Source organism: Vibrio sp. 10N.261.51.C6 (assembly GCF_041471785.1).
GTDB classification, from domain to species: Bacteria; Pseudomonadota; Gammaproteobacteria; order Enterobacterales; family Vibrionaceae; genus Vibrio; species Vibrio crassostreae_C.
Window position 1 is genome coordinate 100,276 of record NZ_JBFRPB010000069.1, and the last position, 24,218, is coordinate 124,493.

General features: G+C 43.7%; 19 protein-coding genes and 9 tRNA genes. 3 read left to right on the forward strand and 25 right to left on the reverse strand.

Annotated elements, in window-relative coordinates; all coding sequences use genetic code 11:
* Window positions 1–57: 57 nt before the first annotated feature.
* The 7 genes from AB4375_RS18850 to AB4375_RS18880 all read right to left on the reverse strand — a co-directional run bounded on the left by AB4375_RS18850 (window position 58) and on the right by AB4375_RS18880 (window position 7,267).
* Entirely contained in the window at window positions 58–1,236 is a 1,179-nt protein-coding gene (locus tag AB4375_RS18850; RefSeq protein WP_372052307.1) for a tetratricopeptide repeat protein, read from the reverse strand.
* Window positions 1,233–1,853: an energy transducer TonB gene (locus AB4375_RS18855; RefSeq protein ID WP_008219721.1), complete on the reverse strand. Its 621-nt coding sequence runs from the start codon at window positions 1,851–1,853 to the stop codon at window positions 1,233–1,235. The genes AB4375_RS18850 and AB4375_RS18855 overlap by 4 nt, the downstream gene beginning before the upstream one ends.
* A gap of 19 nt (window positions 1,854–1,872) precedes the next feature.
* Window positions 1,873–2,277 (reverse strand): biopolymer transporter ExbD, encoded by a 405-nt coding sequence (locus AB4375_RS18860; protein WP_004739212.1) that lies wholly within the window; start codon window positions 2,275–2,277, stop codon window positions 1,873–1,875.
* A complete protein-coding gene (locus AB4375_RS18865) occupies window positions 2,274–2,834 on the reverse strand; it encodes a MotA/TolQ/ExbB proton channel family protein (protein ID WP_010429842.1) in 561 nt (186 codons plus the stop codon). Before AB4375_RS18865 ends, AB4375_RS18860 begins: the two co-directional genes overlap by 4 nt.
* Window positions 2,834–4,210, reverse strand: coding sequence for a MotA/TolQ/ExbB proton channel family protein (locus AB4375_RS18870; protein WP_017069118.1), 1,377 nt, complete (start codon window positions 4,208–4,210; stop codon window positions 2,834–2,836). The genes AB4375_RS18865 and AB4375_RS18870 overlap by 1 nt, the downstream gene beginning before the upstream one ends.
* Window positions 4,210–4,977, reverse strand: coding sequence for a DUF3450 domain-containing protein (locus AB4375_RS18875; RefSeq protein WP_017069119.1), 768 nt, complete (start codon window positions 4,975–4,977; stop codon window positions 4,210–4,212). The genes AB4375_RS18870 and AB4375_RS18875 overlap by 1 nt, the downstream gene beginning before the upstream one ends.
* Window positions 4,978–5,170: 193 nt before the next feature.
* Window positions 5,171–7,267, reverse strand: a complete 2,097-nt coding sequence (locus AB4375_RS18880) for a TonB-dependent siderophore receptor (protein ID WP_017064548.1) — start codon at window positions 7,265–7,267, stop codon at window positions 5,171–5,173.
* A gap of 559 nt (window positions 7,268–7,826) precedes the next feature.
* Between AB4375_RS18880 and AB4375_RS18885 the strand changes: the two genes are divergently transcribed.
* On the forward strand, window positions 7,827–9,131 hold the full coding sequence (locus AB4375_RS18885) for a dicarboxylate/amino acid:cation symporter (RefSeq protein WP_017069121.1): 1,305 nt from the start codon (window positions 7,827–7,829) through the stop codon (window positions 9,129–9,131).
* A 184-nt stretch (window positions 9,132–9,315) separates the two neighbouring features.
* Here AB4375_RS18885 and AB4375_RS18890 read toward each other — a convergent pair whose 3' ends face one another.
* From AB4375_RS18890 to AB4375_RS18900, 3 genes are all read right to left on the reverse strand, one after another.
* Window positions 9,316–10,701 (reverse strand): sensor histidine kinase, encoded by a 1,386-nt coding sequence (locus tag AB4375_RS18890; RefSeq protein WP_017064547.1) that lies wholly within the window; start codon window positions 10,699–10,701, stop codon window positions 9,316–9,318.
* A complete protein-coding gene (locus tag AB4375_RS18895; protein WP_017062555.1) occupies window positions 10,698–11,363 on the reverse strand; it encodes a response regulator transcription factor in 666 nt (221 codons plus the stop codon). The genes AB4375_RS18890 and AB4375_RS18895 overlap by 4 nt, the downstream gene beginning before the upstream one ends.
* An 80-nt stretch (window positions 11,364–11,443) precedes the next feature.
* Window positions 11,444–11,917, reverse strand: a complete 474-nt coding sequence (locus AB4375_RS18900) for an NYN domain-containing protein (protein ID WP_010429860.1) — start codon at window positions 11,915–11,917, stop codon at window positions 11,444–11,446.
* Between the two features lie 323 nt (window positions 11,918–12,240).
* On the opposite strand from AB4375_RS18900, the gene AB4375_RS18905 reads away from it, so the two are divergent.
* Window positions 12,241–12,738 carry a DUF4174 domain-containing protein gene (locus AB4375_RS18905; RefSeq protein WP_050546503.1) on the forward strand — a complete coding sequence of 166 codons (498 nt, stop codon included), beginning with the start codon at window positions 12,241–12,243 and terminating at the stop codon, window positions 12,736–12,738.
* A 51-nt stretch (window positions 12,739–12,789) separates the two neighbouring features.
* On the opposite strand, the gene cobA is transcribed toward AB4375_RS18905, so the two are convergent.
* The 9 genes from cobA to AB4375_RS18950 all read right to left on the reverse strand — a co-directional run bounded on the left by cobA (window position 12,790) and on the right by AB4375_RS18950 (window position 18,966).
* A complete protein-coding gene (cobA, locus tag AB4375_RS18910; protein WP_017071487.1) occupies window positions 12,790–13,566 on the reverse strand; it encodes a uroporphyrinogen-III C-methyltransferase in 777 nt (258 codons plus the stop codon).
* A gap of 277 nt (window positions 13,567–13,843) precedes the next feature.
* Window positions 13,844–14,659, reverse strand: a complete 816-nt coding sequence (locus AB4375_RS18915) for a formate/nitrite transporter family protein (protein ID WP_017062558.1) — start codon at window positions 14,657–14,659, stop codon at window positions 13,844–13,846.
* A 123-nt stretch (window positions 14,660–14,782) separates the two neighbouring features.
* The gene (nirD, locus tag AB4375_RS18920; RefSeq protein WP_017069123.1) at window positions 14,783–15,106 is read right to left on the reverse strand and encodes a nitrite reductase small subunit NirD; all 324 of its coding nucleotides are present in this window, start codon (window positions 15,104–15,106) and stop codon (window positions 14,783–14,785) included.
* 15 nt (window positions 15,107–15,121) lie between these two features.
* Window positions 15,122–17,695: a nitrite reductase large subunit NirB gene (nirB, locus tag AB4375_RS18925; RefSeq protein ID WP_017062560.1), complete on the reverse strand. Its 2,574-nt coding sequence runs from the start codon at window positions 17,693–17,695 to the stop codon at window positions 15,122–15,124.
* Between the two features lie 616 nt (window positions 17,696–18,311).
* Window positions 18,312–18,385: transfer RNA gene (locus AB4375_RS18930), tRNA-Cys, on the reverse strand.
* 64 nt (window positions 18,386–18,449) lie between these two features.
* Window positions 18,450–18,536 (reverse strand) — tRNA-Leu (locus AB4375_RS18935).
* Window positions 18,537–18,616: 80 nt separating this feature from the next.
* A tRNA-Gly gene (locus tag AB4375_RS18940) sits at window positions 18,617–18,692 on the reverse strand.
* A gap of 46 nt (window positions 18,693–18,738) precedes the next feature.
* Window positions 18,739–18,812 (reverse strand) — tRNA-Cys (locus tag AB4375_RS18945).
* Window positions 18,813–18,879: 67 nt separating this feature from the next.
* Window positions 18,880–18,966: transfer RNA gene (locus AB4375_RS18950), tRNA-Leu, on the reverse strand.
* Between the two features lie 349 nt (window positions 18,967–19,315).
* Here AB4375_RS18950 and AB4375_RS18955 point away from each other — a divergent pair.
* Window positions 19,316–20,104, forward strand: coding sequence for a lipase family protein (locus AB4375_RS18955; RefSeq protein ID WP_017068939.1), 789 nt, complete (start codon window positions 19,316–19,318; stop codon window positions 20,102–20,104).
* Between the two features lie 75 nt (window positions 20,105–20,179).
* On the opposite strand, the gene AB4375_RS18960 is transcribed toward AB4375_RS18955, so the two are convergent.
* From AB4375_RS18960 to AB4375_RS18985, 6 genes are all read right to left on the reverse strand, one after another.
* A tRNA-Cys gene (locus AB4375_RS18960) sits at window positions 20,180–20,253 on the reverse strand.
* 64 nt (window positions 20,254–20,317) lie between these two features.
* Window positions 20,318–20,404: transfer RNA gene (locus AB4375_RS18965), tRNA-Leu, on the reverse strand.
* Between the two features lie 80 nt (window positions 20,405–20,484).
* A tRNA-Gly gene (locus AB4375_RS18970) sits at window positions 20,485–20,560 on the reverse strand.
* A 45-nt stretch (window positions 20,561–20,605) separates the two neighbouring features.
* Window positions 20,606–20,679 (reverse strand) — tRNA-Cys (locus tag AB4375_RS18975).
* 200 nt (window positions 20,680–20,879) lie between these two features.
* Window positions 20,880–22,325, reverse strand: coding sequence for an ATPase RavA stimulator ViaA (gene viaA, locus AB4375_RS18980; protein ID WP_017064542.1), 1,446 nt, complete (start codon window positions 22,323–22,325; stop codon window positions 20,880–20,882).
* Between the two features lie 11 nt (window positions 22,326–22,336).
* Entirely contained in the window at window positions 22,337–23,992 is a 1,656-nt protein-coding gene (locus tag AB4375_RS18985) for an ATPase RavA domain-containing protein (protein WP_017067123.1), read from the reverse strand.
* Window positions 23,993–24,218: the final 226 nt, after the last annotated feature.

Below are 24,218 nucleotides of genomic sequence, written 5' to 3' on the forward strand. Positions count from 1 at the left end.
AAATGACACCCTTTTCTCTATATTACTTTCTCTTGTCTTCTGTTGTGCTATTCGCAGTTAGACGTTGCCGTTATCACTCACTGTTCTTAGCTGAGTCAGATATTTAATCCAACCTTTTGCCTCAGAAGAAGGCTCAATGTTGTTCGCACGTTTCGCTTGAGCAAGAGCATTATCAAGATTCTTTAGCTTGTACCATGAACGTACTTTCGCTAAAGCAACATCAGCTTGCTTGTTCTTGTCTTTCACTTTATCCAAAACAACCAGAGCACGATCGTAGTAACCTTGCTGAACCAGTAATTGAGCCACATTCCAATGATATTGCGTGTCCTTTTTAGACGCTAACGTCCATACTTCAATAGCACTGTCCCACTCTTTCGCTAACTGCCAGTAGGTTGCTTGCTCTGCTAGAAGTTGAACGTCGCTGTTCGCATCATCTAGCTTACTAATTTCTTGTGCTGCGCGCTCTGGAATACCACGTTTCGCGTAAAGCTGTGCAAGCAAGCGGCGATCTGAGTTCTTCAGATCAACACCTTGTAAATCAGCCAGTGCTAACGTGTTCAATGCATCGCGATTACGTTCTAGTCTTAACTGAATACCCACAAGTTGACGCCACCAGTTGTCTTTTTCTGGCTGAAGTTCAATCAGGCTTTCCAGTGTTGGAATAGATTGCTTCCATTGCTTTAACTGTAGTTGTGCACCCAATTTTAGCGAAAGAGGCGACAGTTCTGATTTCGCATTGAACTTGTCGCGATTACCAATAGCAACCAGTACTTTTGACCAGTTTTCGATTTGGTATTCCGCTTGTGCAATTCGCATCCAAAGCACGTCTTTCTTTTCTGCCTCTGGCGCTGTTTTTACTAACTCGTAGTAATGTGGAAGCGCGTTTTTGAACTGTTGATCGTTTAATAACAGATCCGCAAGCATACGCTTCGTTATCCAAGCTTGTTCATCCACCAGCAAATTGGTATCGACGGCGTATGTAAGCTGCTTAATCGCCTTATCGGTTTTGCCATCTTGCCAGTAAAAAACACCTAGCATACGAGCTACGTACGCTTTGTCGTAGCCCTTAGAAAGCTCTAAACCTGCTAGTACGTCAATGGCCTGTTTAACCTGTTCATCTTGAGCAAGCTTATGCGCCTTTTGAACACGAATAGCAGTATATTGGGTTAGCTCTTGTGCCTGTGTTGTAAGGGGCATTAACAACAAGCCCACTAATATCCATATATGTTTCATCATTTTGCCAACTTAAACTCTAGTTTCACGGTTTGACCAACCTGAGCTATCGCTTTTCCATCGACGACTTTCGGTTGATATTTCCATTTTTTAAGTGCTCTCATCGCTTCACGTTCAAACATACGACGTGGGTTTGCGTCAGTGACTTGAATGTCAATTGGACGTCCCGTTTCATCGATAGTAAAAGACATAATCACATGGCCTTCAGCTCCACGCTTAAGCGCTTTCGCTGGATAACGAGGCTCTACTCGATACAAAGGCATTGCTTGTTGGTTTGACCCAAAATCAGAGAATGTCGGTGCGTTAATCGCTAAGCCATCAATGGATGTGTTCAAATCCAATGAAGGCAAAGAAGACATCGAATTCAGAGGCGTAACTTCAGCTTGTGACTGAGACGTTTGCGCTTCCGGTGGCGGCTCTGGCATTTCTGGTTTTTCAGGGACTGCACGTTGTCTTCTTTGAACTTCTTGTTCTTGTTCCACCATTACCATGTTGAAACTTAACGTCTCGCTATCGTCTGGTGAACGTTGGTGGCCATTATCGACCATCCAAGCCATGAAAGAAAACAGCGCTAAGCCCAACGCGCCCGCTAGCGGTAAAGCAAGAAATAGGCGAATCATTTATGAAGATCCTCCAAGATCATCGCTTATCAGCAGCAAGCGCAATGTTTTTAACACCTGCACCTTTCGCGGCATCCATCACTTTAACAACAGTACCGTTGTAAGCGTGTTCATCCGCTTGAATAACCAAAGAAGCATCAGGTTGTTCTAGCAACAAGTGCTCTAACGTCGCTTGGACACGTTCAACATCTACGACACGCTTGTCGATGAAAATGTCGTTTGCAGAAGTAATCGCAACAAAGATGCCTGCATCCTTTTGGCTTACTACGTTAGAAGCTTGTGGGCGATTGACTTCCACCCCTGACTCACGAACAAATGAACTGGTCACAATAAAGAAAATAAGCATGATAAAGACAATATCAAGCATCGAAGTAAGGTCTATTTGAGCCTCTTCGTTTTTAGAATGACGTCGACCGAGTCTCATCGTTGACTCCTTAAAGATTTTTCTAATTTCAATTCTAAGCGGTTACATACTTTCGCTAAGCGAGCGTGAACGAACATGCCCGCTAACGCTGCAACCATGCCTGCCATGGTTGGCAGTGTTGCTAACGAGATACCTGAAGCCATCAATTTAGGGTCACTGCTGCCTTGTGTCGCCATAACATCAAAAACAGAGATCATACCGGTTACAGTGCCTAGCAAGCCCAACATCGGGCAAATAGCGACTAACAGCTTAATAAAATTCAAGTTTTGGTTAAGCAAGATACTCGCTTGCCCTAACCAACCTTCACGAATGGCTTTGGCATGCCAAGAAGAGTGATCTTCTCTTTCATGCCATTTCGCTATCCAAGCTTGGCGTTGCTTAGGAAAGTAGAACGCAAGATAAAGCACACGTTCTACCACAAGCACCCAATACACTAGGACGACAGCCGCTAGCCACCACAGGACGAAACCGCCCTGCTCCATAAAGCTTGATAAAGACAGCAGCCAGTCACTCGTTAACCAACTCGCTGGTAATAGAGAACCCGACAAAATATCCATTACGCAGCAGTCCCAACTGGTGAAACAACAGCGTTTGATTCAACGGTCTTTTCAGCCTGCTCAGCAACAAGACCAATACCTTGCTTCTCAAGAATATTGCGAATGTTTTCTGCTTGAGTGCTAAGAATGTTGTGTGCCAGTAGAAGAGGCATTGCCGCAACCAGACCAAGTACCGTAGTTACAAGCGCCATCGAGATACCACCCGCCATAACTTTAGGGTCGCCATTACCAAACTGAGTGATCACTTGGAATGTTTCGATCATGCCGGTTACTGTACCTAAAAGGCCCAACATTGGTGCTAGTGCCGCCAATAGCTTAAGCATCGATAGACCTTTCTCTAGGTGAGTCTGCTCATCAACTACCGCTTCTAAAAGTCGCAACTCTAACGCTTCAACCGTTTGGTTTTGTTCCTTGTTGTACATCGCAAGAACACGACCTAGTGGGTTATCACCCGCTTGCTCAGGGTTCTTAAGTTGCGCGCGAATTTTCTGGCGTGCGATAGCAAGAGAGACACCACGAACTAATGCGATGATTAGACCAATAGCTAGTAGGCCAAGAATCACTTTACCAACCACACCACCCGCTTGTAGACGGTCAGTTAAACTTGGCGTAAGTGCTAATTGCTCTAGCATAAACCCGCGAGAAGGATCGACAACCACGTTAGATACTTCACCATTCGCTAACGAAGAAAGTGACGCTAACGTTGGACCATTTTGTGGTTGCTTAAGGTAAGCGATCGCATCTTCACGCTGAGTGTTCCAGCTAACATAGCCTTGCTCTGTCACAAGACCAATCGAACCTAGTCGGTAAGCGTCAACCTTGTTTGTATTGCCTTCACCATTAATGAATGCAATTTGAGATTTGCTAAGCTCAGAGCTCGCTTGGATCTGTTCAACCATGCTCATCCACAAACCGGTCAGCTGTGGCATTGAAGGCAGTGATTTAGCATCAATGATTTGATCAACAGTTGCAGTGTGTTCAGCACGATCAACACTATTCACGGTTGAGCTAAGCTCTGCGCCGAGTTCTTTTGCGTTTTGACGAACGACACCGAACAGCTCGCCTAAGCTACCGGTTTCTAAACGCAGCTTCTCTTCTAAGCGAGCAAGCTTGTTTTCGTTATCACTGAACGTTTGAGTCAGAACATCTGTCGCACCTTGGATAGACGTACGCTTCGCTTCAAGCTGAGCTTTGATCGCTTTCAGTTCTTGTTCTGTCTTTTTGAAATCAGCTTCACGCACTACGTTGTGAGAAGCTTGAGTTCGACTCTCTGATTTTGCTTTATTAACTAGCTGAGCCGTCGTATCTGATGCAGAGAAAGCTGAAAATGAAATAGACGTAATGCAAAGCAATGCTGCTAATGGCTTTAAGTTCATTACTTAACCTCCGCAACAGTTAAAGAAACAGGTAAAGTAATTAGGCTTGGCGCCGCTTGTTGGCTTGCAATGTCGTAAGCTTTATCTAGCTCAGATTTCATTGAAGAATCTAGCTCCTGCCACTGATTTTGTGTTTGATTCCAAGACCAGTATTGGCTGCCATTTAGGTTACGAGCCACCAAAGAGATACGACCTAAGTGCAACACGTCAGCTTCAATCGTTCTGTCGCTGCTCAATGCAACACGACCTTGGTAAACACCCAACTTAATGCCGTAGTCCATCTCGATTTGGTATGCCTCTAGGATACGGCGGTATTTCTCAGCGTCACTTACGTCAGCACGAGTCATCATTGCTTGTAGCTTTTCTACTCTTTCTAGACGCTGTTCTTTCTTAATCGGCACGTCTTTCTCTACCAACTGTTCAAGACCATCGATCATTTGATACATCAATGGCACAACACCTTGGCGTGTGTATTTGATTTCTTCGATCTGCTCTTCAATGCTTTGAGCTTCTTGGTTTTGGCTCTCAACTAATGCAGCAAGGTGATCGTGATAGATTTCTAGGTTTTTAACTTCTTCTTGCAGACGCTCAATCTCAGCTTGCAGCATTAAAGTCGCTTGTGAGCTTTTATCAATAACCTTTTGGCTCGAAGCCGACGCGTTATTGGTCTTGTTTTGAATTGATTGAGCTTGATCCAAGCTGTTTGCCATAGAAGACGTTGCAACCAAACTGATGGCAAGCGCTAGGCTAGTTTTTAAAAGATTCATAATTGTAGTCATTTACTATAGAAGAAGGTCAAATACATTTTATTGATAAATACTATTATTGATAAGCACTCTCATTATCATTAAAAGTCACTCGCATTACTAGGGATATTTTACGAAATAGCAGAATCACGAAAGGAGAAAGCCGAAACTTTCCCCTTAGTATTTAGGCTAACAATAGTACCCTACTAACAAATTAGTATTTTACCTGTAAAGTCGCCATGTAGTTACGGCCTTCGCCGATTACTACGTCTTCAGCAAATTGGTGGTTTGAAGATGTTGAACCGCCACCCGCTAGGTATTCTTTATCAAATACGTTCTCGACTGTTAGACGCGCTACGAAATCAAGAGAATCGTCGTACTTAAGCGTGTATGCAGCACCCATATCTACACGTGCGTAGCCGTCTTTCTTGAATGTGTTCGCGCTATCGCCGTAACGAGAACCTTCGTAGATAAGACCCAGGTTCACATCAACTTCGTTTGTTGCTGCATAGGTAGACCAAACGCTTGCTGCAAACTCAGGTACGTCTACTGGACGGTTACCTTCATATGTTTCATGGTTCGTGATTTCAGCATCTAAGTACATTGCAGAACCAGACATTGAGAAGCGCTCTGAAATAAAGCCTTGTGCGGCTAGCTCAGCACCACGGTGAACTTGTTCGCCACCTTGTGTCTTCGTCCAATCGCCTGATGAAGTGTCTTCTACATCCATTGAAATGTTTTCTTGGGTAATATCGAATACCGCACCAGAAACGAATAGACGTTCGTCCATCAGTTCCCACTTAGTACCGACTTCATAAGACACGCCCGTTGCTGCGTCAAGAAGTTCGCCATCGTTGGTGTAGTTGCGGCTTCCGCTAGACACAACACCTTGTGGTTCGAAACTTTCAGAGTAAGAAGCGTAGATACTACCGTTTGATGCTGGGTGGTAAATCAGGCCAAGCTTAGGCGCTACATTTTCTTCTGCTACGCCATCACTTACTTTACGGTCGAAACGAGCACCCGCAAGAACTTGCCATTCATCATTAATAGTAATCAAATCTTGGATGTAGAAGCCCCAAGTATCGTAAGTACTCATCTTACCTAGCGATGTTGGACCCACTGACGGCGCTGGTACTGTTGCATCTGGTGCGTATTCAGCGCTGCTGAAGCGATCCATACCACGGTAATAGCTGTAGCCTAACCAGTTAGCACCGAATAATAGTTGGTGCTCTGTGCCCGCAAGATCAGCGGTTGTTGTTAGATCAACGTAAGCCGTTCTGAAACGCCATTTATCATGACGGTAGTTACCGCCTTGAGTCACGGTGCCCGTACCATCAGGATTCATATTTGAAAAGCTTGGGTAGCTTTCCATATCAATACGTTCGAAATCTTGGTAGTTGAAACCTGTTTTTAATGACCATGTATCAGTCAGGTTAGCAGCAATATCAAAACCAACGTTCTCAACATCATTCTCGATCTGTGACCACTGTGCATCCCAGATGTGCTTGTCGCTACCTACTCGGTTGCCGTCTAGCGTGTATAAAGCGCCAGAATCTACGCTACCTTCGTCGTTAGTTTTGTCGTAATGAACAGAAACTGTCACGTCTTCAGTTACATCGTAATCAACGAATACACCACCAACAAAACGTTCTGTTTGTGGTTCAGTTCCGTCACCATAAGTTCTCCAAGAGCCGTAGCTTTCTTTAGATAGAATCGCGCGACCACGTAGAGTTTCAGCGTCGTTCAAAGCGCCACTTACGTCTACCGTTGTACGAGAATGGTCATTAGAACCAATATCTTGGCTAACACTTACTTGCGTATCGTAAGTTGGCTTTTTGCTTACCATGTTGATCAAACCACCTGGTGCAGAAATACCGTAAAGAAGACCAGAAGGTCCTTTTAGTACTTCAACACGCTCTAGCAGTTCGATTGGTTGACGGTAGTGAGACCAATGTTGCTGGCCATTTTTAAGGAAGCCCGAAGAGCTTTCTACCGAGAAACCACGTAGAGAGAAACGTTCACGGTTACGGCTTGTACCGCCAGCACTTACACTCGCGTCATTCTTAAGCACGTCACCAAGCGTTGTTGCACGCTGTTCATCGATGATTTGCTCATCGATTACTAAAACTTGTCCCGGAGTCTCTAATTGAGTCGCCTCCATGCGCATTGCTGTTGTGTTCGTGTCGGCTTTATAACCGTAGTCACGACCTTCAACAACCATATGCTCGTCTGTTTTTACTGTTTCTGCCAATACTGCTGGTGAAGCTAATACTGCGCCGATCACTAAAGCCAATGGGCTCTTTGAAAACATGTCCTTTACTCCGCTTTTATTCTTTTAGACGAACACTTTGTTATTTATTCGATGTGTTCGCTGAACCGTTGCCGGTACCACTGAATTATTTCGGGAGTGAATATAAGTGATAACTATTACCATTTGCATTAAATTTACATTCTTTGCATTCGTAAAGTTTTGTAAAGGCCTGTCGGTGAGTCATATTTGAGGAGTTCAACAAAACCATTCAATACAAATAGTTAAGGCTCATGGACGTAAATCGACTGGTTATCTTCACCGAATTTTTTGAAACAACGGTATTTGTTCAGTCAATTGAAGACGTGAAGATTGATAAGAAAATCATCTCTTCTTATTTACTACCTTTGAAACGACAAATTTATGTATAAAACCCTCGATATATGTAAATTAATAGTGAATTATTTTGTTTTTATTTGTTTAATTTACACAATTATCAGTGATTTTGATCACATCTATAATTCCAAACTCATTTTTTGTTTTTCGAATTGATTATCCGACTGCTAATCTCCTGCTCACTTTGAAAAGGTATCAAAGTTATAAATAATAAGGAGTGTTCTAAATGAATACCAAGAAACCTATGTCTCTGACTGGTCGAGTAATCCTCGGTATGGTCGTAGGTATATTAACGGGATTCGCCATTCAATCCCTTTTTGCAGACAACGGATTTGTTAACAACTACATCGTTAACGGACTCTTTGAAGTGGGCGGACAAATCTTTGTCGCCAGTTTAAAAATGCTTGTTGTGCCTCTAGTCTTCGTTTCACTAGTGTGCGGTACAAGTTCTCTTAAAGACTTATCAACTCTTGGCCGTATGGGTGGCAAAACGCTTGCACTTTATATCGGTACTACTGCCGTTGCCATCACTCTAGCATTAACTATCGGTAACCTGTTCCAACCTGGAGCTGGTGCGGATCTTACTGCTGCGAGCTCTTTCAAATCAGCGGATGCCCCTTCTCTGGGCCAAGTAATCATCGACATGTTCCCAACCAACCCTATTCAGGCGATGGCTGAGGGCAAAACGTTACAAGTTATCGTATTTGCAGTGTTGTTTGGTATCGCAATCAGTGCAGCGGGCAAACCCGGTGAACGTATCGCTGCAGTTTTCTCTGATCTAAACGAAGTGATCATGAAGCTAGTTGCGCTACTAATGAACCTTGCTCCTTACGGCGTATTCTTCTTGATGGCGAAACTGTTCTCTGGCCTTGGCTTAGGTGCAATTTGGAACCTAGCAGAATACTTCTTAGTGCTTGCTGGTACCCTGCTGTTGCATGGCTTGGTGACTTACAGTGCGATGCTTAAAGGATTCACAGGTCTTAGTCCGATTACGTTCCTACGTAAGATGGAAGATGCAATCATGTTTGCATTCTCAACAGCATCTTCGAACGCAACAATTCCAGTAACTATGGAAACGGCTAAGAACCGTATGGGCGTAGACAACAAAGTCGCTTCTTTCACAGTACCACTAGGTGCAACTGTGAACATGGACGGCACTGCAATCATGCAAGGTGTTGCGACGGCGTTTATCGCGCAAGCGTACAACATCGACCTTTCAATGGGTGATTACCTAATGGTTATCCTAACGGCGACACTGGCGTCTGTTGGTACTGCAGGTGTCCCTGGTGTTGGTCTTGTTATGCTAGCGATGGTATTGAACCAAGTTGGCCTGCCGCTTGAAGGTATTGCTCTAATCATGGGTGTTGACCGCCTTCTTGATATGATTCGTACCGCTGTAAACATCACAGGTGATAGTGCCGTATCTATCATCGTTGCTAAGTCTGAAGGCGATCTAGACGAGTCTCGCTTCAACGACCCAGCAGCAGGTGAGAAAGAAGAAGAAGTTAAGCTAGCTCGCCAACAGGCATAGTCTCGCTTATCTTATGCTCTTGTCTTCAAGCTCAGGCGTAATTAATGGCTACGCCTAGCCCATACCAAAGCGCATAAAGAAAAACGCCACTGCAGATGCAGTGGCGTTTTTATTGGGTATCGCTTAAGTCAGTACTACTGAGTTGGGACAGTTATCAATTTAAGGTAATTATCAATAGGGAAAGCTAATCACCGATTGGGAACATCAAGTTCACTCTCAGCCCCCCACCTTCTCTATTCTCAGCAGTTACATGTCCATTCATCACACCCATCGCTTCTTTAACAATCGCAAGGCCCAGACCGTAGCCACCAGACCGTTTGTCTCTTGCTGATTCAATACGAGTAAACGGGTCGAATATACCTGCAATCTTGTTATCAGGAATACCGTCACCGTCATCTTCTACAGATATTACACTGTAACGTCTATCCATTACCTGTTCGTATGTCGTCACGACCACATGAGCGTTCTCACCCGCGTATTTAATGGCATTCCCGACCAAGTTACCAATGACTCGAAGCAGTAGCCTCTCATCAACGTTCACCATTGATATCGGCGTCTCTAGGGAACCAATCAAAGTTTGATTCGGTTTTAAATCGTTTTGCATCTGCGCGATCAACATTGAACAATAGTGCTCAAGGTGCATTAAACTTAACTTGGAGTCATAGCGAGAGGTTTCTAAGCGGCTAAATTCAAGTATCTCACCCACCAGCTTATTCATCTCTTCTGTTTCATTTTCCATTCGTTCTAGCAAACCAATGCTTTTATCATCAACCTTGCTGCGCAGCAGGTGTAGTGCGAGGTTTTGCCTTGCTAATGGTGTTCTTAACTCGTGTGAGACATCACGAATCAAACAACGTTGCTTTTCAGCCAGAGATTTAATCTCAAAGGTCATATAATCAAAATCGTGTGCAAGCTCGTTGAATTCACGCGTGGTGGAGTTCAACTCCGACACCACACTGACCGTGAAGTCACCTTGAGCCAGTCTGCGGCTCGCTTCTCTCAATCTATCCAACGGTTGCTGAAGGCTTTTGGCCATGATAATCGAGAACAGAGACAATACGACCAATGCAATCAATGCTTTAAGCATATAGGAATATGGCGCAAAAGATTTTGCGGGATGAAACTGGTGCGGTAGTTGGATAACCAGTGTTTTACCGTTATCCAGTGGTAGGCCGAAGATCGGCTTACTCACACGATCACTAAGTTGGTGATCTAACGTTCTTAAGTATTTGAGCTTAAATTCAAAATGTGGGTGCATGTGACGATGTGTGATCGGACGATTGTCTTTATCAATGACGAACAGATAATACTGCTGAGCATTACCCCAGTCCGCGAGTTCATCCATGTCCCCTTCTTCGATCAACACATTCGCTTGGTAAGCAAGGTCGAGCATTTCCGCTTTTACCGATTCTGGCACTTTAAGCAGCGCTTTCATCAAGGCTCTTTCTGCGACACCTTGCAGAATCAAAATACTCACCAAAATGACGGTCAGGTAACTGAACAGTTGGAAAGTGAGTCCGTCTTTACGCTTAGCAATAAAATCAGGGCAACGCAGCAGTTTTTTACTCATGCTCCGACCGACTCTAGGTAACTGTAACCTTTACCACGAACGGTTTTTATATGTTGTTTAGACAAACCTGCCTGAACGAGCTTTCTACGTATATTGCTGATATGCATATCTAAATTACGATCGAAGGGACACAATTCTTTCTTGAGTACATGGATTTGCAGATCAGATTTTGAGACGACAATACCGTCATTTTTGACCAAATAATCAAGCAAGTCTTTTTCAGTGCCAGTTAATGGCAAACGAGAGAGTTGTTCACACAAGCCGTGATTAGAGGAAGCTAAAGATTGTCTTTGGCGTTCAAAACCCACTCGGCGCAAGATCACCTTAATACGGGTTAAGAGTTCAGGAACATTGAAAGGTTTAGCGATGTACTGGTCGGCGCCTGCTTGGTAGCCATCGAGCATTGAGGCATCGTCGTTAAGCGCGGTTAGCATAAGAATGGGAGTAGCAAAACGCTGACAAATACGTCTTGCTACTTGAATGCCGCTTAGGTTCGGAAGCATTACATCGAGTAGAACCAAATCGACAGGGTGAGATTGAATAAACTCAAGCGCGGATTCACCGCAATGAACAGTATCAACGTGATACCCCTCATTTTCTAACACTTCACCCAGTAATTCACACAACTGAATATCATCATCAACAACTAAAACGCGAGACATTACACATACCGATAAATAAGAACTGTTTGCATTCTAATTATCGTTATTATTGATTTCAATTATAAAGTGCCCGATTTCTTCTATAGAAGAAAATCTTTTTCAATCGGTACAAATTTTGATGCAGAATCGATAAGATTTTGAGCAGTTAACCCGGGAACACCATACACTTCAACAGGCTTGCCAAAGCGCTCTTTGATTCGCTCTACAAGGATTTCGAAATCACCGTCTCCTGATACCAAAACAATCGTATCAACCGTCTCAGCAAGTTCTATCGCGTCTAACGCAATACCCACATCCCAATCGCCTTTTGCACTGCCATCTCGACGCTGAATAAACGGCTTTAACTTCACATTAAAGCCCACACCACGAAGGATATGATGAAATTGACGCTGCTTTGGATCTTGGCTTGAGATTGCGTAAGCATTAGCTGCAATAACGTTACGCCCTTCCGTGGCAACATACCAAAACTGGTTATAGTCGAAGTTAGAACGGTATTTGTCGCGCGTCGTGTAGTAAACGTTCTGAACGTCGACCAAAATTGCTATGTTTTCCATAAATTCATACCTTTAGATTTTCCGTATACCCTATTCTATTCAATTGTAAAATGCGAGTCGCTTTACTCAATAAAAATGAACCTGCCAGCTATCGTTAACGTAAATCTAATATCTTTAGCGTAAAGCTAAGTGTCTTTACGTAATCCTAACTATGCTTATTGTAAGTGGATTTGTTTTGAGCGTTTCTTAGGTGGTTCTGATCTTCACCTTCTTCTTTACGTAGCGTTCAAATCGTACTCAGGCTTAGAGTTTTTAAAGGGAGGTTGGCAATGCTGCACCGACAAACACACAATTCGATCGTAAGCATCGACACAACCAAAGCGATGCAAACTTTAAATCAACCATCAAACTCTGGTAGCTGGTTTAGTTTGCTCAAACTACTGACCATCAGCACGGTAATAATCATGAGCTTAACCATCAATTCAGTACTCGCCTACCCCGCTTATTCTCACTCAAAGCCTTTGCCACACCGCAGTGTGATTTATTTCGCTCCAAAGGAAGATTCAATCGTTAAAGAGTTTCTGAATGAAGTGTTGCTCAATAACTGTCAATTGGACGAACGAGATGTCGTCATTATGGTTATTGCTGAGAGTGGTTACACAGTCCCAACTTGGTTAGAAGAAGAGTTTAACTTAGAAGCAGTCACCAGTATTTACGAGATCCCGAAAGGATCACATACCGCTGTTTTGATTGGTAAAGACGGGAAAGAGAAGCACCGATGGAGTGGCAAAACAGATTGGAAACAGATCACCAATATCATTGACGAAATGCCGATGCGCCAACAAGAAATGCAGCGACAAGGCAGCCGCTGCAGTATTTGATTCTTGATGGACTCAGTAGTGGCTTAGAGATCCAATTAGAAGGTCAAACGATCAAGCTTGTTTGTTAAACCAAGCAAGTTTTTCATGGAGCTGAGCCACGCTGCCTACAACAATCAGCGCTGGGCTCTTTGCGACGCTCGCAAGGTCAGCTAAATCACGTAACCCACCTCTAAACACCTTTTGTTCTTGGCGTGTACCGTTTTCGATGATCGCAACTGGCATGTCAGCTCGCATACCATTATCGAGTAGATTCTTCTGAATGTTCGGACTCTCTTTCAAGCCCATGTAAAACACGATGGTATGGTTGTGCTGAGCAAGAGATTGCCAGTCAATATCTTCGCCATCTTTCTTCAAGTGACCTGTAATAAACTGCACGCTTTGTGCATGATCACGGTGCGTCAACGGAATGCCCGCATAAGCCGTTGCTCCGGCAGCAGCTGTGATGCCCGGAATCACTTCAAATCTCACGTCATTCTCAGCTAACGTTTCACACTCTTCACCACCACGACCAAAGATAAACGAGTCACCACCTTTTAGACGCACTACGTGTTTGTTCTCTTGAGCTTTGGTCACTAATAGTTGGTTGATCTGATCTTGCGGTACACAGTGATGATCAAGCTTTTTGCCCACATACAGCATTTCTGCTTCTGGATTAGCCATCGCCAAAATATCTTTTGATACCAAGCGGTCATAAACCAACACGTCTGCTTGTTGAATCACTCGTGCGGCTTTTAGCGTAAGTAAGTCTGGGTCGCCCGGACCTGCACCTACCAATGAAACAAATCCTTTGTTTACTTCTTTAACATTCGATGACGATACTTCTGACATGCTGCGCTCCGAAGGTTTGCTTGTTTTATCTCAAGCTTAAATCTATGTGATAAGTCACTGTATTCATGATGACTTATCCAAATCCTTAACCCTTAGACTATCAGGTGTTGATATAAATATTCAGTCTAAATACTAACGAAGATAGAAGTAATTATAACAAAACAGTCTATTGCGAGTAATTTGCGCAATGATATAAGGGCTTTCGAACTAAAAAAGCCCCAAACATGTTGTTGGGGCTCTTAATCTCATACTAAATTACGTTTCACCCTACTTAGGATTACTTAGCACCTAGAGAAGGCGCAGTTTTAGCGTGAGTTAGGTATAGAGGAACACACGTCATTAATAGACCACCAACGATGTTACCTAGGATTGTTGGGATAAGGTTGAAGTTCAACCATGTCGCAATACCGAAGTCAGCGCCAAGAATCATACCCAGTGGGAATAGGAACATGTTTACTACTGTGTGCTCAAATACGAGTGCGAAGAAGATGAAGATTGGGAACCACATCATTGCTACACGGCCAGATACTGTGCGTGCAGTCATGTTGCCAATCACACCTAGACATACCATAAGGTTACAGAAGATACCGCGTACGAAACACGTGATCCATCCGTCCATACCCATGTTTTCAAAACCTAGGCTACGACCTGTAGAAACAGCAATGAACTTTTGAGCAACAGCGTTTGGTTCTAAAGAGAAGTTACCCGTTAGTGATACTGCAACAAGGAAAGCAACAATCAAAGAACCGATAAGGTTACCAAGACCAACAATACCCCAACAACGTAGGATACGACCCCAAGTAATACCTGGGCGGTTGTCGAATTTCGCTAAAGGTGCAAGGCCGAATACGCCAGTTACTAGGTCATAACCCATTACACTTAGAATGACGAAGCCAACTGGGAACACAAGTGCGCCAACAAGGCCAATACCGGTTTGAACCATTGCTGTAATAGCAACAACAACCGCTAGAGAAAGGATGATACCAGCCATAGTGCTTCGAATCAGAAGATCGCGAGTACTTGTTTTCGTTTTCGCTTCACCCACATCAATCATCGTTTGAACGAATTCAGCTGGTTTGTAATCAGGAGACATAAGGTTGTCCTTAAAAAGTTTAAATTAAAAGTTAAAATTGGATAGGAAAAGGCTCTAGTTGCCGAGTTAAGGCAATATCGAGAACTAGAACCCTTGAACTATCAAATCTTACTCATCCGAAGATTAAGCAGAGATTTCTACAGCGCCTTTGGCAACACGAGCTTTGTACGCTTTCACGTTGAAGTTCTCGTCTTCCATGCACACACCTGTTGCTAGGTTAAAGCGTTGCTTCTTAAGTGGGCTTGCTACCCAAAGCTCTTCTTTGTGCTCAACAATCAAGCCACGTGATAACACGTTTGACTGGAAGTAAGGGTCTGTGTTGCTAATCGCGAATACTTCTTCAGCTTTCGTTGGGCGGAATACAGCTACTTGCTCACCACCAACCAACGCACAAACACCTGTACCTGGGATAATGTCTTCGATCTTACAAACTTTGGTAAATGCCATGATGTCGTCTCCCAATTAAACAGATTCTACGTGAATGATGTCGCCCTGATGCTTTGAAGTAATGGCTTCAGGGTGTTTCTCAGTGAATGTCGCAGGACGGTGTTGTTCACGACCATCTTCAACAAACACAACGTTATCATCGCGGTCATCAGCATTGATGAAGTGTGCAAAGCGCTTAAGTTGAGCTTCGTCGTTGATTGTATCTGTCCATTCACAAGCGAAGTTATCAACTAGGCCAGCAATGTCAGTTTCAAGTTGGTCATTGATACCAAGCTTGTTGTCTACAATCACTTCACGTAGGTAATCAACACCACCTTCTAGGTTGTCCATCCATACCGAAGTACGTTGTAGTGGCGCAGCCGTGCGGATGTAGAACATCATGAAACGGTCGATGTACTTGATTAGCGTTTCTTGGTCTAGGTCGCTTGCCAGTAAGTCTGCGTGACGAGGTTTCATACCACCGTTACCACATACATACATGTTCCAACCTGCGTCAGTCGCAATAATACCTAAATCTTTACCTTGAGCTTCAGCACACTCACGAGTACAGCCAGACACACCAAACTTCATCTTATGAGGAGTACGGATGCCTTTGTAACGGTTCTCGATCATCACGCCTAGGCCAACTGAATCTTGAACGCCGTAACGACACCAAGTAGAACCTACACATGTTTTCGCCATACGAAGTGCTTTTGCGTAAGCTTGACCCGTTTCGTAACCTGCAGCGATTAACTTCTTCCAGATTGCTGGTAAGTCATCTTTCTGAGCACCAAATAGGCCGATACGTTGTGCACCTGTGATCTTGGTGTACAAGTTGTATTCAGCAGCAACATCAGCAAGAACGCTTAGTGCTTGAGGTGTTACTTCACCACCCGCCATACGAGGGATTACAGAGTAAGTACCGTCTTTTTGCATGTTACCTAGGAAGTTGTCGTTGGTATCGTGCAGCTTCACTAATTCAGGCTTAAGGATGTGTTCACCCCAGCAAGAAGCAAGGATAGAACCTGCTAGAGGCTTACATACTTCACAGCCGTAGCCTTTACCGTATTTCTCTAATAGCTCATCGAACGTTTTGATTTCTTCGATGCGAATTAGGTGGAAAAGCTCTTGGCGAGAGTATGCAAAGTGCTCACACACGTCGTTCTTCACTTCAACACCAGCTTTAGCAAGTTCAGCGTTTAGTACTGAAGTCACTAGTGGAATACAACCACCACAACCAGTACCTGCGCCTGTTACTGCTTTGATATCACCGATTGTGTGGTGACCTTCAGCAACCGCTTGAGCGATCTTGCCTTTAGTCACATCGAAACAAGAACAGATAACAGCAGACTCAGGAAGAGAATCCGCGCCAAGTGTTGGCTTTTCAGCACCAGCATGAGCAGGAAGAATCAATGCATCTGGGTGTTCTGGTAGGTCGATTTCGTTCAGCATAAGCTGTAGAAGATCACCGTAGTCAGACGTGTCACCAACCATTACTGCACCAAGCAGCTTCTTGTTGTCTTCAGAAACGATTAGACGCTTGTAAACTTCTTGTTCTTCGTTTTGGTAAACGTAGCTCTTACAGCCAGGAGTACGACCGTTCGCATCGCCGATAGAGCCTACTTTCACGCCCAAAAGCTTAAGCTTCGCAGACATGTCAGCACCTTCAAATGTGCTTTCGTTACCAACAACGTGGTCAACCGCTACCGTTGCCATTTTGTAACCAGGAGCCACTAGGCCGTAGAACGTTTGGTTCCAAGACGCACACTCACCGATTGCGTAGATGTCTTTGTCTGTCGTTTGACAGTGATCATTAATCTCGATACCGCCACGTGGTGCAATACCCAGCCCCATTTGACGAGCAAGTTTGTCTTGTGGGCGAATACCAGCAGAGAATACGATGAAATCAGTTTCTAGCTCTGTACCGTCTGCAAAGCGCATTACGTTACGAGCTTCAGTGCCTTCAGGAGCAATCTCAAGCGTGTTCTTACTTGTATGTACGTTAACGCCCATACGTTCGATTTTTTGACGAAGTTGGTTACCACCCGCTTGGTCAAGCTGCTCAGCCATTAGCTTTGGAGCAAACTCAACAACGTGCGTGGTTACACCAAGAGCTTTTAGTGCGCCTGCAGCTTCAAGACCAAGCAAACCACCACCAACAACCACACCAGATTTAGAATTCTTAGCGGTTGCTTCGATAGCTTTCAAGTCTTCGATTGTGCGGTAAACGAAACAGTCTTTACCTTCGTTACCTTTGATTGGCGGAACGAATGGGTATGAACCTGTAGCAAGGATTAGCTTGTCGTATTGAATTTCACGACCAGTACTTGAGTAAACTGTTTTCTTTTCACGGTTAACGTTAATAGCACGCTCACCGATCAGCATGTTGATGCCGTGTTTCTCGTAGAAGCCTTCTTTAACTAAAGAAAGTTCGTCCGCAGTATGGTGTGAAAAGTAAGAAGAAAGGTGTACACGATCATAGGCTACGCGAGGCTCTTCACAGAAGACTGTGATGTCCATGTTAGCAACGTCTGTCTTCTCGACTAAATCTTCGATATAGCGATGGCCGACCATCCCGTTACCGATTACGACTAGCTTCATCTTGCTCATAAGAATTCCTGAAGGTTATATATTTCTTAACTGAGCGAATAATGAATTATGAAAGAAAATGAAAATATGATGTAAATCAATTACGAAATCGAACTACCCTAAAGGGGTAGGACAAAAGAGGTAGATCTGCTGATTTATCATACGAAGCAAACGAATAACCGTAGATTTAATAAGGTTTAGCGGGGTTTTATATACACTTTCGTGCAGTAGATAAGATGTTGTAAAGTTTCACAATAGGTTAGCAGTAACACAAGCAAATGACAATCATTTTCATTTGTGGTCATAATAAGTGTAATAACTCATGAAAGCGTTACAGGATCATGAGCAACTATGTATAAATATGAAGAATTTAATGACGCAAAAGACAGTCGCCCTTTTCCATTCCCCACTCATTCCACTCACAAACGGTGCAATTGGTTAACAGATGCTGTTGGTTGTTTAGCAAATGATAGGTTTACATAAGGAAAAGACCAGCACAAAAGTGATCTGATATAGCTTGTTCCTAGTGGTGCTACTGATTAGAGAGCATACGTGGAAGTTTGAACATAGCATGAGGGTTTAGAATTTCAGAGAGCAAAAAGGCCAGCATTTCTGCTGGCCTTTCAACTTTGAATAGTGGAGGCGCCTCCCGGAGTCGAACCGAGGTCCACGGATTTGCAATCCGCTGCATAGCCACTCTGCCAAGGCGCCTTCAATAGTGTTTTAAGAGAACAACTCTTTTGATTAATACCAAGCGAGGTAATAATCAAATAGATGGTGCCCCGGGCCGGACTTGAACCGGCACAACGCGAACGTCGAGGGATTTTAAATCCCTTGTGTCTACCAATTCCACCACCAGGGCACGCAATTCTTTATTGCGATGCCGATTACTGAAAAGTAAAACACCATCTTAATGTCGAAATGAATCAACACTACAAAATTTGGAGCGATACATCGGGTTCGAACCGATGACCTCAACCTTGGCAAGGTTGCGCTCTACCAACTGAGCTAGTATCGCATTTTCATTCTTAGTATCTCTTAACTTGTCAAACTAAGAGAAAGAATGGAGGCGCCTCCCGGAGTCGAACCGAGGTCCACGGATTTGCAATCCGCTGCATAGCCACTCTGCCAAGGCGCCTTTAATAGTGATTTAAGAGAACAACTCTTTGTTCATCACTCTACTCAAAAAGTAGAAGCTAGATAGATGGTGCCCCGGGCCGGACTTGAACCGGCACAGCGCGAACGCCGAGGGATTTTAAATCCCTTGTGTCTACCAATTCCACCACCAGGGCAACGCAATCTTGCGATGCTGATTACTGAAAAGTAAAAACACCATCTCTCAGCGACCTAAGCCGTGAGAACGAGGTGTACTTTAACGGAAGGAAAAAATTCGTCAACAATAAATTTTATCTTTTAATTCAAGTGATTAATTATCGAACTCAAAAGAATAAATTTAGTGCAGCTTGTACGGTTCTTATACTTGGATTTCTAATTTAAACGGACAACTCACTGACAGCCATTGATTCAAATACCAATTCCATACGGTGATTTTATTGTTTTAAACCAAGCAAATGGCGTTTTCATGTGCATTTCACATTCAACGACTAGAGTTTTAATTAACTCTTATTAAGAAGTAAACATGTGAAACCACTAAAACGATATCAATATGAGCGCTATGCCGTTCTTTGTAACCTCGCCTACCCTAGAGTTTTTAAACAAACTCGCTATGGTTTTGACCCCAATGGACAACGCATCATAAAGAACCAGTTTGGTAAAACCATGATTCGAGTGTTGTGGAGTAGCGACAAAGATGAAGTGGTTGTGGTTATCAAAGGATCGCACAGTATCTCAGATTGGCTACTGACCTTTGCTCTATGGACAAGAAGCTGTAAGAGAATTGGGCTCAATTATCGTGTGCATGCGGGCTTCTACCATCTAATGTTTCAAGAGAGCCAGCCAAATCGTAATGAAGATAAGCTTGGCTTAACGGTAATTGAACGCTTGGAAGCGACGCTCATCCCGCTTTTAGAACAAGGAAAAAGAATCTCTATTACTGGTCACTCATCCGGTGGCGCTATCGGTTGTGTCTTCGCTGATTACTTTGATCAAAAGTACCCTGGCTGTATTAAGCGAATAGTGACTTTTGGCCAACCCGCCATTGGTGACTGGAGCTTTCGAAAGCACTATCGCATGAGTAAGAAAACCTACCGAATTTGCTGTGACATCGACATCGTGACCTTCATGCCACCGGTACCTTTGCTCTATTGGCATGTAGGCAAAGTGCTTTGGCTTTATAACGGACGAATCTATGAGAACACTCCTACATTAATCCGCCTTGGTCGCTCTATCTTTAGTTGGCTGATAAGACCTTTCTCTTACCACTTGATGAGCAAGTATATCCGTAACAAAGATTTCTTTGATAAGCATTGAAATGGGTACGTAGGAAGCTTTTAGCGGGTCCAGAAACGAAAAAACCAGTCACTAGGACTGGTTTTTTCTGAATTATGGAGGCGCCTCCCGGAGTCGAACCGAGGTCCACGGATTTGCAATCCGCTGCATAGCCACTCTGCCAAGGCGCCTTCAATAGTGTTTTAAGAGAACAACTCTTTTGATCAATACCAAGCGAGGTAATAATCAAATAGATGGTGCCCCGGGCCGGACTTGAACCGGCACAACGCGAACGTCGAGGGATTTTAAATCCCTTGTGTCTACCAATTCCACCACCAGGGCACGCAATTTTTTATTGCGATGCCGATTACTGAAAAGTAAAACACCATCTTAATGTCAAAATGAATCAACACTACAAAATTTGGAGCGATACATCGGGTTCGAACCGATGACCTCAACCTTGGCAAGGTTGCGCTCTACCAACTGAGCTAGTATCGCATTTTCATTCTTAATATCTCTTACTTATAAAACTAAGAGAAAGAATGGAGGCGCCTCCCGGAGTCGAACCGAGGTCCACGGATTTGCAATCCGCTGCATAGCCACTCTGCCAAGGCGCCTTTTTTAATTCAACACTTTAGGGACTTAAGTAAGCCGCACCGCTGTGTTCGGGTGCCTACTTTACGGATTGAGGGGAGATAGTCAAACAAAAAAGTGAATTTAAATTCCGTTTGCTGACATTTAAATCAAATTGCTGCATGTTCGATCTCTTTAATCAAAAAACACACAGCAAAATCGAGTTAAACAAGATGTTCTGGCGCTACCACTTCTTCATGAAACGACCGACAAGACTCGGATGATACGCCCAGCAGTGGTCAAACATAGTCATAAGTTGAGGGTTGCCATACTTAGAAAGACTAACCGCATGGAAACGGTTTTTGTGTTCTTTCAACTTTTCAACCTGAGCAATCATTTCGTCTGATTGTTTCGGCGCAATAAAGTCAGAAAGTACGATTAAATCGGCATTCTTGTATTTATCACCCGTCATCAGGTCAATCGACTTCATGAGAACAGGTTCCAAATCCGTACCGCCGTGGAATGAGTAACTTAAGAAGTCGCTCGCTTCACGTAGGCCATCTTGCCTTGTTAACTCATAGGTAATCTGCTCAGAAGAAAAAAGAATCACATAACAGTCTCTCTCTTCTGCAAGAGCAATTTGCATTAAGGCATAAGCCATTGCTTTAGCAGACTGCTCAGGGAAACCACTCATAGAACCCGAAGCGTCCACACAGACGATAAACGGGCCCTTTTCAATATCGATGTTCTTGCTATCTGGTTTTTGCGCCTTCACTTTGCGTAACGTGCGTGATTTACCTTGCGAGCGATAGCTCAGTAAACGCTTGTCGGCCAAGTGCTTGTAAAAGATAACCTCAAGTTCAGGATAAGCTAAGAACATGGTTTCGTTTGGCAGCATCTTGTTAAGGTCATCACTTTCATGAATCCCGACAATATCATCGACCGCTTCATCGCTTTTCTCTTCAACCACCTGCAATTCTTCTACAGGGGCTTTGTGTAGCGAAGGATCATCTTCCTCACCAGCCATACGGCCTAGCTTTTCAGCGATCTCTTGCAAGCCCTTGTGCTTATTCAAGAACTCAGCATGACGTTTCATGATGGTAAGGTCTGTTTTGCTTAATTTGGCAGAAGCCATGTCCCACAAGCGCCCTACACTGCCTTCATCACCCGACTCAGTCACTTTATCCATGTTTTTCATGGTTTCCATGCGCTGATAAAGATCGGCTAAGACTTTTTCTTTGCTTGTTTCAAGTTCAGTTACTTGAGCTTGTTTAATCGCATCAGAAAGTGATTGGTACCATTGGTCGCAAAAGTAGTGTGGAAACATCGCGTTATAAACACCCTTGTTGTTCTCCATAAGGCGTCGAGCTTGTAGATAAAACGCTGAGTGCCACTCCAGCTTTTTGATAACGCTGTCAATCTCATCAAAGAACTGAGGTTCATCCCAGTAAATCACTTCTTGGTAAAGGGCGATTTCCTCTTGGAATCGATCAGTTTCACACACCTTAGTAACGCGTTTTTTAACTTTACCGCGCCATTTAACTAAGTGGTTTTTCACTGATGTTTTCACACCTTTGTTCTCTGCAGCCATCATGACTTGAGAACGAGCGATGAGATCATTCATCGCGGTATCAATGATTCCGGAATCAGCTACCATCAAAGCGAGGTTTAAGCCGTCTGCTCCTAACATATGCTCTCCTCTTACTCGAAGTACTGGCTCATAAACTTAATACGCTGAGCGATCTTGGCACTCTTCACTTTCGTGGTTTCAAGATCTTGCGTTACCGATTGCAAACTTGCTTCCATCGCTTTTGGTAAATCAGGGTCAATATAGTTATGAGGTAATGCATCATGGAATTCAGTACGAACGCGTTTTAACTTGAATTCAGCTTCAGTTAACTGTTCTAAGGCTTTCTCAGCGCCACTCAACCACTTGTTGTACAGTTCTTGGTCTAAACCGTCAGTAGTAACCACACTCACCAATACAGAGCGATTGGCGATGTCTTTAATCACTAATTGGTTTGATGCATCCAAGTCGAGTTTTAAACGGCATAGGTTTTTATTTTCGTTTACGTAACCGTAAATATCACCGTGACCTTCTTTAAGAACACGATCAAAATCGTCTTTGGCTACGTATACCCAACGGCTATCGCCTTTCTCAGATTCAGAAACCGACATGTTGCTTTGCAGCATAACCAGTTTCACTAGATTGTAAGCACTGCCCACGCTGTACATTTTCGCGTTCTTGATGTCATTCTGGTAAACATCTTTACGCAACAAGCCACTGGTTGACTCCATAGAAAGTGACACCGACAACGTTGATTCAACATCGTCTTGAATCTCTTCTAACTCTTCACGAGACATTTCAATTTGAGCTTTCGACTCTTGTTGATCAAACGCTCGGTTCAATGCAAAGTCTTTCACCACGCTACGAACCACATCACGTGATTCTGGGCTATGCCACAAACAATCTTGCAGAAGCATAATATCCAGCGGGTTCACGCTATCGCGACCACTGAAGAACGCACTCGCTTTCAATAGTTTAACGGCCTTCTTCCAGCGTCTGTCTGATACATACAATTCTGACTCTGAAGCAGAGCCTTGCTTCTTAACCGTCTCTTCAAGCATGGTTTTTAGTTCAAACAACTTATCAAACGAATTGTCTGTCAGTTCCAGCTTATCGAGCTCTTTCTGCCATTGATGGTATTCAATGTCCGTAATCGCCAAACCTTTTGGAATTACCGCTTCTTGAGAAGTACCCGTCGTCAGCATCGATTTGAAGTTTTGTTTGTTTTGAATACGGTTCACGAACACGCGTACCAACATACGGTCATAAAGTGCTTCCAAGCCGCTGTCTTCATCTGGAAGTTCGTTGGATGCCGATACTAGTAGACGCATCGGTACACGTTCAATATCACTGCCGTTTTTGAAAGTCTTTTCGTTAACGACAGTAAGTAGCGTGTTTAGGATTGCAGGGCCGGCTTTCCAGATCTCATCGAGGAAGACGACTTGTGCAGTTGGTAGGTAGCCTTCGGTTAGTCTTACGTAACGACCGTTGTCTTTTAATTCTTGGATACTTAGTGGGCCGAACACTTCCTCGGGAGTAGAGAAACGAGTCATCAAATATTCGAAATAGCTGCTGTTATCAAAAGCCTGAATGAGACGTTTCGCGATAAGGCTTTTTGCGATGCCCGGAGGGCCTAATAGAAACACGCTTTCACCAGCCAAAGCAGCCAGTAAACAAAGCTTAATGGTGTCTTCTCTTTCGTAGACACCATCAGACAGAGCATGCGCTAATTTATTGATTCTTTCAGAGAGTAGCGCCTTGTCAGCATGTGAAGAAATAGAAGGGTTCATGCGTTACTCCGAAAATCTTTGAATAGTTGAGAGTGTAGAATTGTTTTTATACATTTGTTAGCACTTTGTTACAAGTGCATTTTATTATTGAGTTGCATTTATATCAGATGGTTACGTCGGTAATTTTGGCGCAATCATAGATTCCAATTATGAGAGTAACATCACGAACGGCGTGAAACTAAATCTAATACGAAACCTAATTTTTCTTTTATTTTCGACACCATAG